A 14,750-nucleotide genomic window follows, 5' to 3' on the forward strand; every position below is an offset into this window, starting at 1 on the left:
CTATTTCTAGCCACGTTGTAGTTCAATCAGCTTTAGGGATTGCCCGCAGTTAACCCTCACTACTAGCCAATCACTTGACTAGCAGGGCTTACTGATATATTTAATTAACTTTGGTTATAATTGGTTAAATAAATCGTAACAGTTAGTTACCCTTTCGTTTTCTCAGCAGACTGCACAACATCAACCGCCGCTTGTACATCCGCTAAGTCATATGTAGAATGTACCGTCATAAAACGTAATTGCTCATTTTCAACTAAGCGAATTAAGTGACGAAACGTTTCTTGCCATTTATGTGGTGACACTTCTTTATTCCAATGTCGTAAATGAAATATGTTCGCGTGCACTTTTGCTTTCGTGACAATTTCGGCCCAGTTCACTTGTATTCCTGATAGAAGACCGATCGTTAAAAAGTGCCCGTTTGGACGTAAGGAGAAAGCTAATTCATTTCCATCCGGTCCTCCGATAGAATCAATCGCAGCATCCGCGCCGAGCCCGTTTGTTAATGTCATAACGGTTTCATAAAGCGGGGTAGTGGAAGTATCTATTACATGGTGGGCACCAAGCTCAAGTAATTCCTCTGTATGTTTACTATTTCTTGTCACGGCAATGAGTCGGAAATTTAAAATTCGTGATAACTGCGCAAATAGATGCCCAATAGCGGATCCACAAGCATTTACTAATAAAACATCATGACTCTGTAAGTTTAGCGTTTCTGTACAAGTGACCCACGCCGTAAGAGGATTAATATACATTTGTGCCGCTGTGAAATCATCGATGGAATCAGGAATAGGGACTACAAAATCAGCTGAAGTCTTCACATATTCTTGCCAAGTACCTTCGCCGCGTAACGGTAAAACACGTTTGCCGATAAGGTTTCTAGAAACAAAAGTTCCCACATCTTCTACAATACCAACACCTTCATAACCAGGTATGTTAGGTAACGGAATTCTATGAGCGTACGCTCCCGTTATTGGAATTAAGTCAGACGGATTAATCGGTCTAACTAGCATACGAACTAGCACTTCATTCTCTTTTAATGGTTCTATATTTTTATATTCAACTTGTAATACATCTTTTGGGTTGCCAAACTTGTGAAATTGAATGTGTTTTCCGTGCAAAGTAAAAGTGCCCCCTTAGTTTGATTGGGTTTATTATAGCATTTTTGGTGGAGTGCTTATTTTGTTAAATATATAAAAGGGGATTTTGTATGTTTAGGGTATAATTAAATTAAGAAATAAAAACTACTATAGAATTATTTAACGAATAGTGCTACATACCAATATATTTAAAGAAAGGGAGGTGTAAGATGGGGATAGTTGTTAGACAGTCAGGTCCAACTTGTGGAATATATGCTTTAATTAATGGAATATATGCTATCAATCACGTTAAGGATATAAATCAAGATGAAGCAGATGGGGTAGTATGTGAGATTTTGAGGGAAAACTTTATTAATAAAAAAGATAATCCAAGAAATGGTGAGACAATTCAGGGTAAAACATTTTTAGGTGAGTATTTTAAATTGGATTCCTTTAAACAATTTGTTATGGACAATTATAAAAAAATTCATGAAAGTATTGGATGCATAGATATTAAATATAAAATTGAGGTTCGAGAGGTTATTGAATTAGAAAAAATGAAAGGAGAAATAGGAAGGGGAGAAGCTTTTGTTTTATTTAGTTTTGATCCATATTCTAAGCCTCTTCGCAGTGTAAAAAATCTTGGGTGTTTTTTACGAAATAAAAATCGACAGGTAATATCTCATTGGGTTGTTATAATTGGTTTTAATAGTAAAACATCTAAATATATTGTTGTTGATAGTCGGAAGGGAGTAACGGAAGAGTATTCATTTAACGTATTAAAGAAAAAAAATTATCGTTTACAGAATACACAATTTTTCTGGAACGAGTTTACATTAAACAAAGAAATACTGAATTATGAAGAAAGTGGTGAAAATGCTAAAAATGAAGTATATAAAATGCTGAAAAATCAATATAAAAATCGGGATGTAATTTTTAGAGAGGGAATTATGAGTAATGTAGTGAACCATGAAGTTGGGAAAATGCTAATAGTTAAAAAAAGAATAAATAATTACAACTACTCATTGATAAGACATTTTTAGAAGTTAAAGGGCTCTAAAGTAGAAAGAGTAATTCAATCAATAAACAAATTATGAGAACTAGTTGATTACATTTAGTATGAAAAGAGGTTATAAATTTGATAATATCTGAAGCACACATTCACGGTTACAGAAATTTTAAATATGTAGAAATAAATCTAAATAGATTAGTAATTTTTATCGGTGAAAATAATAGTGGTAAAAGTAATTTATTGAGAGCAATTACTTTACCATTTTTAAATGATGAAATTGGTAGTGTAAATAAAAATTTAGGATGGCATGATATAAATAATGATTATAAAAATGACTACTTTGAATTTATCAAAAAAAATATAGAAAGAATAAAAAAGTTGGAGATTGATGTTGAGGAATTTAAAAGTGTAGTACCGATGGTATCGGTTATAGTAAAATTTCAACCTAAAGGTGCGGATGAATATTATGTTCGAAAATGGAATAATTCTTTAGATGAAGAACAGGCAGTTTATAAGATAGAATACAGGTACTGTGTGGAAAATCCAAAGAAATTATTGGAACATGTAGCGAATATTCTATCTGCTAAAGGTGAAGAAGACATAAAAAATATGAAGATGAACTTATTGCCTATAGAAATGTTTAAATATTCAATTGTTGTTCCATCAACCAATGAATCAGTGGCATTTAATGATTTAATAAGCTTCAAATATAATACATTAGCCGCTGAGAGAGATGATTTTTCAAATAAATATACTCAATTAGGATCTCAAGCATTAGTAAACTTATTACAAAATAAATTAGGGGATGAACAAAAAGTAAAAGTTGAAGAGTCGTATGGCAAGTTTTTTAATGATTTAAAAGAAGTTAGTAATCTGGAAGATGTTTTTAATTGGCAAGAAACATCAGAGATAGAAAACGCTAAAGAATTTTTCGAGAAAATTACGTTACTTCCTAATATGCCGAGTATTAGTTCTTTATTGAATAACGTTAGATTAGGGGTAGGGGAGGAATACCTGCATAGTCAGGGGCTTGGTTATAGAAACCTTATATATTTGCTTGTAATGATGAATTCATTAGAAGTAAATCAGGATATAGCATTGAACATATTAACTGTTGAAGAACCTGAGGCTCATCTATGTATAAGTAATGAAAAATTACTCGCGAGTTTTATTAATTCAACGATAAAGCAAAGTGAAAAAACCCAGTTATTTATCTCGACTCATAGCTCAGAATTTTTAAATAAACTAGAACTAAAAAATGTAACGATTATAAAAGAGGGTAAAGCATTTTCATTAGCAACTGTTACGGAGGAAAGAGATTTAGATTATTTAGCTAAAAAGCCTAACCTTGATTTTCTCAAATTTTTATTTTCTAGAAGGTGTATCTTAGTAGAAGGACCTACTGAAGAAATGTTAATAAAGTCATATCTAAGTACCAAGGATAATTTATTGCATGATATCGAGGTTATTTCACTGCATAAAGGTTTTACTACTATGTTAGATATTTGGTTAAAGGTCAATGAGGGAACATCACATAAAATAGGAATAATAAGAGATTTCGATGATCAGCCTAATGCTAAGGCGAATCATGAAAAGTATAATACATACGAAAACATTTTTGTTACAACTACATCTGAATATACTTTAGAACCGGAATTTGTTAAGAGTGGACAAAATTTTGAAAAATTGAAGAGTTATTTTACTGAAGAACATAGTTGGGGCAAGGAAGAGATAAAAACACCAGATGCTTTAGCTGATAAGTGGAGAACAGCTAAAACAGATATTATGCTGAAGTTTTGTCGAGATTTTGGTTCAGGTGTTCTTATAGATGTGGTTTTACCGGAACATATTCAGAGAGTTTTAAACTTTTTGCAGAGTGGTGTTAAAGAGTGAGGATAATAGTAGCTGGTGCCGGAGCAGGAAAAACAACTTCAATGGCAGAGGAAGTTTTAAACAGATATAAAGAAGTAGTAGATGGAAAGATTATATATGTCATTACATATACAAATGCTGCAAGAAATCATATAAGAAATAAAATTATTGAACAACATGGAAGCATGCCAAAAAGAATTAAGGTGGAAACATCACATGTATTTTTGTTACAAGAAATTATATTTCCCTTTTATCATTTGTTGTACGGCCAACAATATTCGACAGTTTCAGTAGTGAATTTACCAAGTAATTATGGATTTAAGGCAAAAGTGTTAAAGGAATTGAAAGAAGAAAACATAGTACATGTTCAAGAAGTTACAAAAATAGCTAAACATGTTATAAAGGGTAAAAGTAATGATAAAAAATTAATTAAAGAGAAGAGAAAGAAAATATTGTACATTATTAAGAGCTATTTAGATTCGATTTTTATAGATGAAGCTCAAGATATAGATGATTCATTAGCAGGAATTATTGAAGCGTTTTATGATAATGCAATTAATTTATACTTAGTTGGGGACCCAAAACAAGATTTAAGAGGTAGAAATGAATTAAGAAATTTAATAGAAAAATATCCTCAATATGTTCAATATAAAGTAGAAAATCACAGATGCCCTATGTTACATGTGCAATTTTCAAATAAATTTGTCTTGGAGCAAGAAAAGCAAGAATATCAAACCGCAGAAGTTGGTAGTTTAAGTTACTTGTTTGAACAAGACATAAATATTTCTAATTTTTTTAGGGATGAACCTTTTGATTATGTGTATATCTATCAAAAAAATGAAAGATTTGTTACTAATCCCAATGATTTAGGTTTTGCAAAAGATTCATTAAAACATGAGTTGAAAACTGTGGTAAAAAAATCAAAAGTAAAAAGAGAACATGTCGATCAAGTAGTTTTTATTTTGCAGAAAGGGATACAAAAAAATGTACGAAAGCAAGGGAATTGGGAGGTTATCAATGGATTAGGTAAAGCGTTGTCATTAAAGTTGACTAAGGAAGATAAAGCACGGATGTATGCTGTGTTAGAATTATGTAAGGAAAGTAATAAAGTAGAAGGAGTAATAGTTAACTCTATTGATAAGGTAAAAGGATTGGAAGGGGATCGTTGTTTATTTATAGTAACAACTGAGATCTCAGACTATATTTTTCAAAATAAAAATGAGCAAAATAAAATGCTGAATTATTTATATGTAGCTCTAACAAGGGCAAAAAAAGAGTTAATCATTTTAATTACAACAGAAGTAGAAAAAAAGCATGGTCGCGAGTGGATTAATGCTAAGTTTAAGGAGCTATTACAAGTACATGTTGAAACTATATGATTATAAGAACAGAGGTATAAAATTAATTAAATAATTTTATATTGAAGCAAGAAGCCACTTGAAAAGTGGCTTCTTCTATTTTGTATTAAGCCGAAGCTCTCTTCATTCTCTCAAGTAAACTAGATAACACATGCGTACGATACGATTCTAGTTTTTTACCTTCATAAGTACGAATGCCTAATTTTTTAAGTTCTTTTACATACCAACCTTTGCTTCCGAAATACATGCAATCGCTCCCCTTCAACTTTGTTTTATTTGTTCTGATTGCATATGGAGGTACAGGATTATAATGAAGGAAATGAATTTCGCGCGAAAATGGTTAACTTTGTTGCAAAAGACATATATACTAAAGATAGTATACAACGAGGTGGACAAGACGTGATTATAGAGAAGCACGAAATTCAAATTGACCAAATTACGAGCGGTAAAGTGAATATCTTTACTTTCTATCGAAATAGAAAGCAAATTGATGATCAGTTTTTACGATTGCAAGAACCATCGCTTACAGCAAACTACTTCTTCCATTTTCATTTTGATGCAGAGAGCTTGCATCTACTGCAGGAAGAGTTTCCAAGCGTATATCCGTACGACGGTAGTGAGAAAATTCACGACTGGACGGAAAAGATGAAAGCGGAATTGCAACATCAGATCCAAACAGGAAAATGGAATAAGCGCGTACGTATCGGTAATCGTATTCTAGATGTGGTGTTTACGTGGTGTGACGAAGATATAGTAGAGTGAAAAAGAAGCGGATGACGCTTCTTTTTTTAGCGCTGGAATAAAACGAGCTTACCTGCAGAAGATGTGCAGCGATGTGTTTTTTCATACAATCCTTTTTCTCGTAAAATAGATTCACCTTTTGTTTTCGCTTCTTTTTCAGTTGCCGCCTCGAATGATTCGTCCAATGCTTTTGAACCATCTTTTTCAAAGACTGTTAGAACGTATACTCCCATGAAAATTCCCTCCAATGATAGAAATCAGAATCTTATAACTATTTTGGCATAAATCACTAGAATATGCAAAGAAATATGTGACATTGCGTGTTACAATAAGGTGAAACTTTTGAAACATAGAAAGGATCGTTATTTGTGAAACAAGTGAAGTTTATACATGCGGCTGATTTGCATTTGGATAGTCCGTTTAAAGGGATGGGGATGAATGTACCGCAGTCTGTTTGGGAGAGAATGAAACAAAGTACGTTTGAATCGTTCGAACGTATTGTTGATAAAGCGATTCAAGAGCGCGTTGATTTCGTATTGCTAGCCGGGGATTTGTATGATGCGGAGACGAGAAGTTTGAGGGCGCAAGTGTTTGTGCGCGAACAAATGAAGAGACTTTCGCAGTACGATATCCCTGTTTTTATTATTCACGGTAACCACGATCATTTAGGGGGAAGCTGGGCAGCAATTGAGTTTCCGGAAAATGTTCATGTGTTTACGGAGCCTTACGTAGAAGAGAAATCATTTTATAAAAATGGTGAGTTGTTAGCTTCTATTTACGGATTTAGTTATTTGCAGCAAGTGGTAACGGATAATATGACAGCGCAGTATATGAAAATGAGTGATGCGCCTTTTCATATTGGCATGCTTCACGGAAGTGTGGAAGGGGATGCAGAGCATAATCGCTATGCACCGTTTCAAATTCGTGAGCTGAAAGAAAAGCAGTTTGATTATTGGGCTCTTGGCCATATACATAAACGTGAAATTTTATCAGAGGAGCCATATATTATTTATCCGGGTAATATACAAGGGCGCCATCGTAAGGAAACGGGCGGGAAAGGTGCATACCTGATTGAACTTACGAAACAAGGATCGCATTGTTCATTTTTCCATACGGCGGATGTTGTGTGGGGTGAGATAGAAGTGAGCATCGATGGACTGGAAACAGTTGATGATCTTATGACAGCAGTGTCAACTGCGATGAATGAGTGCCGAAGAGAAGAGGAAGGAACGCTATTAACGGTCTTATTTACAGGACAGGGGCCACTTTCTCCTTATTTACGCGATGAAAAACGTGTGGAAGAGATTTTTCATATTTTAGCAGCGGGCGAAGAGCGAAAAGATTTCGTATATGCGATGAAGTGGAAGAATGAGACGGTTTCTTTTGCGGAAATCGAGCGTTTGAAAGAAGAAAATCATTTCGTCGGTAGCGTGCTAAAAGAGTTAGAAGCTTTCACCAATATGGACGGCGTGCTGCGCAGTATTTGGACATCTCCTGTAGCGCGTAATAGTATTGAATCTTTTACAGAAGAAGAGAAGAAAGAGATTCAAAAAGAAGCGGAAAATATTATTTTAGAGCAATTATTCCAGCAAGAGAGGGATAAGAAATGAGAATTGAAAAACTCCATATTTATGGGTACGGAAAATTAGAAAATGTGGAAATGGATCTTTCATTGCTGACTGTTTTATATGGTGAAAATGAAGCGGGGAAATCGACAATTCGTTCATTTATGAAAAGTATTTTATTCGGTTTTCCAACGAGAGGACAGCGCCGTTATGAGCCGAAAGAAGGCGGCAAGTATGGCGGAGCAATTACTGTACAAACAGAGAAATACGGCCGTTTGAAAATTGAACGATTGCCAAAGACGGCCGCTGGCGAGGTGACCATTTATTTTGAAGACGGGAAAACGGGCGGCGAAGAGATTTTACACGATATATTAACCGGGATGAATGAAAGCTTATTTGAATCGGTCTTTTCTTTTGATATGCACGGTCTTCAAAACATTCATCAGCTTGGCGAAGCGGATATCGGCAATTATTTATTTTCGGCAAGTGCGGTCGGAAGCGATGCGTTATTGCAACTCGATAAAAAGCTAGAAAAAGAAATGGATCAGCGTTTTAAACCGAGTGGGCGTAAACCAGAGATTAACGTGTCACTGCAAGAGATGAAGAAACTGGAAGAGAAGATGAAAGAGTGGCAAGGGAAAATTGGCACGTATGAAAAGCAAGTCGAGCAGTTAAAAGAAAGTGAAGAGAAACTTGCTTCTGTTCGCGCAGAAAAAGAGAGTGCAGAAAAACGAAAGCAAGATTATGAAATATTAGCAGCTCTTGAGCCCCTCGTTATTGAAAAACGCGCGTATGAGAAAGTGTTAGAGAACGAGAGCGGACAATTTCCGGTAGACGGAATGGCGCGTTATGAAGCGATTAAGGCAAAAATGGAGCCGCTCCAGTTGCAAGTTGATTCGCTCCATAAAAAAATAGAGACAGTGCAATTGGAAATGGAATCGATTCAAATAGACGAAGAGTTTTTACAAAAAGAAAGTTATGTAGAAGAACTTCGTATGCAGCATATGTCGTATGAAAATGCACGCCAAGAAATGCGTGATATAACAGGAGCGATTACGAATATAAAAGAAGAGCTTGCAGAACTCGAGCAACAAATCGGCACTACTTTTGAAAAAGAAACAGTTCTTTCGTTTGATATGAGTTTGGCAACGAAAGAGTTAATTACGCAAACTGTGCAAAAGGCGCGCGAATTAGAAACGCAAAAAGCGCAGCTTGATGATCGTTTTAAAGTAACGCAAGAGCAATTAGAAGAACAAGAAGAAAACATAAGACAGATTAAGCAACAAATGTTAGCGGATGAAGAACGAAACACGTTAGTTGAGAAAGAAAAATCGTTCCAAGATGCGGCGTTTATCGGTATGGGTGCAGAGAGAATGAAGCGCAAGTATGAGGAAAAAGCAGGAGTGGCTATGCAAAAGAAAAAGCAGTGGCAAAGAATTTGTCTTCTGTTACTTCTTATTAACACAGGCGTTTTATTCACAAGCTTATTTATAGATAACCGAGCGCTCTTATTTATTAGTGTCATTGTTTTTGTAGGGATTGTTCTTGCTCTTGTTTTATATAAAGATCCGTCAAGTGGGTTACAAGAAGAACTTCTTACTCTTCAGCAAAGTGCCGGCGGGAGACAAAGTGAAGAAGCGATGTCTGTACGCTATGAGTTAGAAAAGGATGAAGAGATTCGTAAGCTATTTGAGCGCGAGTCGTATAAGTTGCAGCAAATGGAGCGAGCTTATGATAAAGTCGTTTCATCGTATGAGGAATGGGAAAGAGAAACGTTCCGCACGAGCGAACAAGTCAATGTGTATAAAAAGCGCTATACGTTCCCTGAATTTTATACGTATGCGCACGTATTGCCAGCGTTTGAGCGCATGGAAAAAATGCAGCAATTATATCGAGAGTTAGAAAAGCAAGGTGCGCGAAAATCTTCATTATATGAAATGATTTCGCAATTTGAACATAAACTAGAAAATGTTATCGGTAGTGCGGAGTATAGTAAGCTGCACGAGGCGCAAAGTCGTATGCAAAATGAGAAAGAAAAGCGCCAAACTTGTAAGCAGTTAAAAGAGAAACTAGCTGAATGGCAAGAAGAATATGCGTTCATGCAAGAGCAATTAAAGCAACTGTTAGTAGAACGAGATGGATTATGGCATATCGCACATTCTACAGATGAAGAGATGTTTTTAGAAGCAGGTAAACTAGCGGGAAAACGTGAAGATGCGGAGAAACAAGTGGGGCGTTTATTACCGCAAATTGATTTGTTAGAACAGCGTTTAACGAGTTTATCCTTAGCTGAACATTATGAGGCTGACGGTTATGAGGGAAAATTAAAGCAAGAAATGACAACCGCGCAAAACTGTCTTACAAAGGAAAAAGAACTGACAGAGCGTATTGCGAAGCATCGTATGGAAATTGCGAATTTAGAAGAAGGAAGTACGTACGGTGATTTACTGCACGAGTGGGAAATGAAAAAAGCGCAAGTGCGTGAACAAGTGAAGAAATGGGCTGCTTATGCGGCTGCCAAGACAGTATTAACGAAAACGAAGCAATATTATCATGAAGTACATCTTCCTCGTATTTTACAAAAATCAGAAGAGTATTTCGTCTATTTAACAGGCGGACGATATAGTAAAATCTTTTCACCGTCAGAGGCGGAGCCGTTTATTGTAGAGCGTAACGATGGTATGCGTTTTTATAGTCATGAACTAAGCCAAGCGACGGCGGAGCAGTTGTATTTATCGCTGAGATTTGCATTAGCGAAAACATTTGAGCATGATTATCCATTCATTATTGATGATAGTTTCGTGCATTTTGATGCGGTAAGAACGAATCGTACGATTGAACTAATAAAGGAAATTGCAAAGGATAGACAAGTCATATTCTTTACATGTCATGCGCATTTACTCGCGTATTTTACAGAAAAACAGATTATAAAATTAACGCATATGCGTAAAGAAAATGAGTTGTAGTGTGCTATACTAAAAGTAACTGATATGGTGGAGGAATTCGAATGAAAAAGAAAATTGCAGAATATGAAGTTGGTGAACAAGTCGATGTTTTCTTGTTAATTAAAACAGCGACAAAAGGTATCGCAAGCAATGGAAAGCCGTTTTTAACAGTAATCTTACAAGATCCAAGTGGAGATATTGAAGCGAAATTGTGGGACGTATCACCAGAAGTTGAGAAACAATATGTAGCGGAAACAATCGTTAAAGTAGCTGGTGACATTCTAAACTACAAAGGCCGTATTCAATTACGTGTGAAACAAATTCGTGTTGCGAATGAAAATGAAGTTACGGATATCTCAGACTTCGTAGAAAAAGCACCAGTGAAAAAAGAAGATATGGTCGAGAAAATTACGCAATACATATTTGAAATGAGAAATCCAAACATTCAACGTCTCACAAGACATTTATTAAATAAGCATCAAAACGAATTTTTAGACTATCCAGCAGCGACAAAGAACCATCACGAATTCGTATCTGGATTAGCTTATCACGTTGTATCGATGCTTGATTTAGCAAAGGCTATTTCAAATCTATACCCATCGTTAGATAAAGACTTACTATATGCAGGCGTTATTTTACATGACCTTGGTAAAGTAATCGAATTATCTGGTCCAATTTCTACAACGTATACGTTAGAAGGAAATTTACTAGGCCACATTTCTATTATGGTGAACGAAATTGGTAAAGCAGCGGACGAATTGCAAATCGATGCAGAAGAAGTATTAATTCTTCAACACATCGTTCTTTCTCACCACGGAAAAGCAGAATGGGGTAGCCCAAAACCGCCATTAGTAAAAGAAGCAGAAATTCTGCACTACATCGATAACTTAGATGCAAAAATGAACATGATGGACCGCGCATTAGGACGCACAAAACCAGGCGAATACACAGAGCGTGTCTTTGCACTTGATAATCGTTCGTTCTATAAACCGTCGTTCCATAATTAATAGTGTGAATAAAGTGGCCTCATTAAGTGGTAATATGCTTAGTGGGGCTGTTGTATAATGATAATAAAGTTATTGAATTTTGATTATTAAAAAGCTAAGAGCCTTACTACATTCTACGTAGCAAGGCTCTTTAAAGTTGTTTCAAATTACATTCATCTGTTCGTTTAAGTGTAACTATTCGCAATTATTTGATATTATACAGGTGAATAGAAAGATAAATTAAAATTTAGTTTCGTAGTTGTAAAAGGAGGTTATTTATATTATTCTCTTATAATTTTCCAAAAAGGAGAGTTTATGAAAAAGATTATTGTTTTTGTATTAACGATATTTATATTATTCTCAGGATTTGCAACACAAAGTTATGCGTTGTCAGATTCGCAATCTGCGGCAATACAAGCGTTGCTAGATGATGCCTGTCGTATATCAGGTGTGCCGGGAATGTCAATCTCAATACTTGCTGATGATGAAGTATTCTACTTTTCTTCAGGGTATGCAGACCGTGAAAAGGGGTTGTCTGCAAGTGAAAATACACTCTATGAGTTAGCCTCGGTCAGTAAAGCTTTTACCGGTATGGGTATTATGCTATTGGAAGAGCAAGGGCTGCTTTCAATGACTGACCCTGTCCAAAAATATTTACCTTGGTTTACATTAAAGTATCAAGGGAAACCTGTTGATATGCAAAGTCTTACACTAAATAACTTTCTTCACCATACCAGTGGTCTAACAAATATTAGGCATCTTCAAAATATTCCACAAGGCAATACACCGGATATGTTGCAAAAGACTGTGGAAATGCTCGTGGATGCTGAATTGGCGTTCCCTCCTGGTGAACAGTATAACTATGGAACCGTTAATTATGACGTATTGGGTTTGGTTATTGAGATTGTGTCGCGACAAAGCTATGAAGACTTTATGAAGGAACAGGTATTTCAGCCGTTAGGTCTTCACCAGACGTATGTTTATAAAGAAGCTGCTCAAGCCACTGGACAGTTGGCACAGGGCTACCGTTCTTCCTTTTTTATGACAACTCCATTTAAAGCTCCGGATTATGCTGGGAATAAACCCGCAGGCTACATCATTTCTAATACAAAAGATATGGCGCGTTGGATGGGCATACAGATGGGGATCGTGCAGGACATACCCGAAATATTTCACATGGTTATCGAAAAATCACATAGGGGTGATATGTCTGTTTCGGCTGTCAACGGTATGTATTATGCGGCAGGCTGGTCCGTAAACGCCGAACAAACGATTATAGAACACACTGGGGCCAATCCAAATTTCAGAACCGAAGTAGTCATACTGCCAAATGAACGAACAGCCGTCTCCTTGCTGAGCAACGGCGCAAATACCAATACAAACATGGTACTAAAAGTTAAAGATATATTAGAAGGCAATCTAACTCAGTCATATGAAATAAGCGGCACACAGCTTTTGGATATCATTTTGTCGTCTATCACAATTATTCTTTGCCTATTGGCCGTTTTGCTATTTCTCTTAGGATTACGCAGAAGGAGAACGAATGAGCGGCAGCCAATGACAAAAAAGAGAATAACCGTAACAGTTATTTTCCTGACCGCTACGATTGCCCTGGGTATACTGTGCTGTGCTTTCGATTGGTCAACAATACTTATGTGGCAAACATATAGTGTTCTTACAGCTTTGATTTCGTCAGCATTATTAACAGCAAGCATTACATGGTTTGTATACACTCACCGATAAAATACCTCGCTCCCAAGATAAGCATACTGTTAAGTAATTAAATTTTAATTTATCGGTATGCTTAATTTGAAAAAAAAGACACTTCGGTGTCTTTTTTAATATCATCGACAAAATTCCCAGCCAAACCTAATTACCATAGATTCCACGAACCTGTTCCGTTCGTGGAATAAGGATTTTTAAACAACTATATTATTTCTGCATAGCTGTTTTTATAGGAAGTACATAAGACTTTATAAAAAAATATCTCGAATTTGAGATAAATTACTTGCTTTTTTATCACTTGAGATGTAAAGTGATAGTAACGAAAGCGATTGAGTCATATGAAAAACATACATTCAATTGCTTTCGATTAAAAAAACGAAGTAACTTATTCAGTAAAAACTAAGATGAATTTACAAAAACATAATGAGAATAAATTGAAAAGCTAAGAAGCATATTATTTTTTAAGTATCACTTGACTAGTAAAATGAAACGGAGGAATAAACAATGTATGAAATTAAAGGGCATCATCACATTTCAATGGTTACAAAAAACGCGAGTGAGAATAATCATTTTTATAAAAAAGTACTTGGTTTACGCCGTGTGAAAATGACGGTAAACCAAGATGATCCGTCAATGTATCACTTATTTTACGGAGATAAAACAGGAAGTCCAGGTACGGAATTATCGTTTTTCGAAATTCCTTTAGTAGGAAAAACGTACCGTGGTACCAACGCAATTACGCGAATTGGATTACTCGTTCCGTCAGAAGAAAGTTTACATTACTGGAAAGAACGATTTGAGAAATTTGGTGTGGAACATAGTGAAATAACAACATATGCAAATCGTCCTGCTTTGCAATTTGAGGATGCGGAAGGACTGCGTCTCGTGCTACTCGTTTCAAACGGAGAAAAAGTAGAGCACTGGGAAACTTGGGAGAAATCAGAAGTTCCTGCAAAGCATCAAATTCAAGGAATGGGTTCTGTGGAAATGACAGTTCGTAGACTTGATAAAATGGCGAGTACACTTACAGAGATGTTCGGTTATACAGAGGTTAGCCGCAGCGAAGAGGAAGCAATTTTTCAGTCCATTAAAGGCGAGGCTTTTGGAGAAATCGTTGTGAAATATTTAGATGGTCCTACTGAAAAGCCAGGCCGCGGTAGCATTCACCATTTAGCAATTCGTGTGAAAAATGATACAGAGCTTGCTTATTGGGAAGAACAGGTGATACAAAGAGGTTTCCAATCTTCAGGAATCATCGACCGTTTCTATTTTAAAAGCTTATATTTCCGTGAATCAAACGGAATCCTATTTGAAATTGCGACAGATGGACCAGGATTTACAGTTGATGGAGATGTGGAACATTTAGGAGAAAAACTTGATTTACCACCGTTCCTAGAAGATCAGCGTGCAGAAATTGAAGCGAATTTAGCACCTATTGAAGAGAAGTAATAGAAGAGAAAATATAAAATA

General features: G+C 35.8%; 12 protein-coding genes. 9 read left to right on the forward strand and 3 right to left on the reverse strand.

Annotated features, from left to right (window positions below):
- Nucleotides 1-146: 146 nt before the first annotated feature.
- On the reverse strand, nucleotides 147-1,118 hold the full coding sequence (locus AC2CGR_RS00575) for a zinc-dependent alcohol dehydrogenase family protein (protein ID WP_484480420.1): 972 nt from the start codon (nucleotides 1,116-1,118) through the stop codon (nucleotides 147-149).
- A gap of 188 nt (nucleotides 1,119-1,306) precedes the next feature.
- Here AC2CGR_RS00575 and AC2CGR_RS00580 point away from each other — a divergent pair, with 188 nt between their 5' ends.
- The 3 genes from AC2CGR_RS00580 to AC2CGR_RS00590 all read left to right on the forward strand — a co-directional run bounded on the left by AC2CGR_RS00580 (nucleotide 1,307) and on the right by AC2CGR_RS00590 (nucleotide 5,339).
- Nucleotides 1,307-2,119, forward strand: a complete 813-nt coding sequence (locus tag AC2CGR_RS00580) for a hypothetical protein (protein WP_128295008.1) — start codon at nucleotides 1,307-1,309, stop codon at nucleotides 2,117-2,119.
- 95 nt (nucleotides 2,120-2,214) lie between these two features.
- Nucleotides 2,215-3,981 (forward strand): AAA family ATPase, encoded by a 1,767-nt coding sequence (locus tag AC2CGR_RS00585; protein WP_128295009.1) that lies wholly within the window; start codon nucleotides 2,215-2,217, stop codon nucleotides 3,979-3,981.
- Nucleotides 3,978-5,339 (forward strand): UvrD-helicase domain-containing protein, encoded by a 1,362-nt coding sequence (locus AC2CGR_RS00590; RefSeq protein ID WP_128295010.1) that lies wholly within the window; start codon nucleotides 3,978-3,980, stop codon nucleotides 5,337-5,339. Before AC2CGR_RS00585 ends, AC2CGR_RS00590 begins: the two co-directional genes overlap by 4 nt.
- Nucleotides 5,340-5,424: 85 nt before the next feature.
- Here AC2CGR_RS00590 and AC2CGR_RS00595 read toward each other — a convergent pair whose 3' ends face one another.
- Nucleotides 5,425-5,565, reverse strand: a complete 141-nt coding sequence (locus tag AC2CGR_RS00595; RefSeq protein WP_000273537.1) for a YflJ family protein — start codon at nucleotides 5,563-5,565, stop codon at nucleotides 5,425-5,427.
- A 152-nt stretch (nucleotides 5,566-5,717) separates the two neighbouring features.
- On the opposite strand from AC2CGR_RS00595, the gene AC2CGR_RS00600 reads away from it, so the two are divergent.
- Nucleotides 5,718-6,080, forward strand: coding sequence for a hypothetical protein (locus AC2CGR_RS00600; RefSeq protein WP_484480421.1), 363 nt, complete (start codon nucleotides 5,718-5,720; stop codon nucleotides 6,078-6,080).
- Between the two features lie 26 nt (nucleotides 6,081-6,106).
- Here the strand turns inward: AC2CGR_RS00600 and AC2CGR_RS00605 are convergent, their stop codons facing one another.
- A complete protein-coding gene (locus AC2CGR_RS00605) occupies nucleotides 6,107-6,292 on the reverse strand; it encodes a YhzD family protein (protein WP_000539555.1) in 186 nt (61 codons plus the stop codon).
- 135 nt (nucleotides 6,293-6,427) lie between these two features.
- On the opposite strand from AC2CGR_RS00605, the gene AC2CGR_RS00610 reads away from it, so the two are divergent.
- The 5 genes from AC2CGR_RS00610 to AC2CGR_RS00630 all read left to right on the forward strand — a co-directional run bounded on the left by AC2CGR_RS00610 (nucleotide 6,428) and on the right by AC2CGR_RS00630 (nucleotide 14,729).
- Entirely contained in the window at nucleotides 6,428-7,669 is a 1,242-nt protein-coding gene (locus tag AC2CGR_RS00610) for a metallophosphoesterase family protein (protein ID WP_484480422.1), read from the forward strand.
- Complete coding sequence (locus tag AC2CGR_RS00615) at nucleotides 7,666-10,590, forward strand: ATP-binding protein (protein WP_484480423.1); 2,925 nt, start codon at nucleotides 7,666-7,668, stop codon at nucleotides 10,588-10,590. The genes AC2CGR_RS00610 and AC2CGR_RS00615 overlap by 4 nt, the downstream gene beginning before the upstream one ends.
- A gap of 41 nt (nucleotides 10,591-10,631) precedes the next feature.
- Nucleotides 10,632-11,576: a 3'-5' exoribonuclease YhaM gene (gene yhaM, locus AC2CGR_RS00620; RefSeq protein WP_000726642.1), complete on the forward strand. Its 945-nt coding sequence runs from the start codon at nucleotides 10,632-10,634 to the stop codon at nucleotides 11,574-11,576.
- 294 nt (nucleotides 11,577-11,870) lie between these two features.
- Nucleotides 11,871-13,298 carry a serine hydrolase domain-containing protein gene (locus AC2CGR_RS00625; RefSeq protein WP_484480424.1) on the forward strand — a complete coding sequence of 476 codons (1,428 nt, stop codon included), beginning with the start codon at nucleotides 11,871-11,873 and terminating at the stop codon, nucleotides 13,296-13,298.
- A 486-nt stretch (nucleotides 13,299-13,784) separates the two neighbouring features.
- Nucleotides 13,785-14,729, forward strand: a complete 945-nt coding sequence (locus AC2CGR_RS00630) for a ring-cleaving dioxygenase (RefSeq protein ID WP_087965650.1) — start codon at nucleotides 13,785-13,787, stop codon at nucleotides 14,727-14,729.
- Nucleotides 14,730-14,750 lie beyond the last annotated feature (21 nt).

Source organism: Bacillus sp. LSHTCR4 (assembly GCF_057197025.1).

Coding starts and splice junctions, on each gene's coding strand:
- AC2CGR_RS00580 (WP_128295008.1), top strand. CDS start 1,307: ATGGGGATAGTTGTTAGACAGTCAGGTCCAACTTGTGGAATATATGCT.
- AC2CGR_RS00595 (WP_000273537.1), bottom strand. CDS start 5,565: ATGTATTTCGGAAGCAAAGGTTGGTATGTAAAAGAACTTAAAAAATTA.
- AC2CGR_RS00605 (WP_000539555.1), bottom strand. CDS start 6,292: ATGGGAGTATACGTTCTAACAGTCTTTGAAAAAGATGGTTCAAAAGCA.
- AC2CGR_RS00615 (WP_484480423.1), top strand. CDS start 7,666: ATGAGAATTGAAAAACTCCATATTTATGGGTACGGAAAATTAGAAAAT.
- yhaM (WP_000726642.1), top strand. CDS start 10,632: ATGAAAAAGAAAATTGCAGAATATGAAGTTGGTGAACAAGTCGATGTT.
- AC2CGR_RS00625 (WP_484480424.1), top strand. CDS start 11,871: ATGAAAAAGATTATTGTTTTTGTATTAACGATATTTATATTATTCTCA.
- AC2CGR_RS00630 (WP_087965650.1), top strand. CDS start 13,785: ATGTATGAAATTAAAGGGCATCATCACATTTCAATGGTTACAAAAAAC.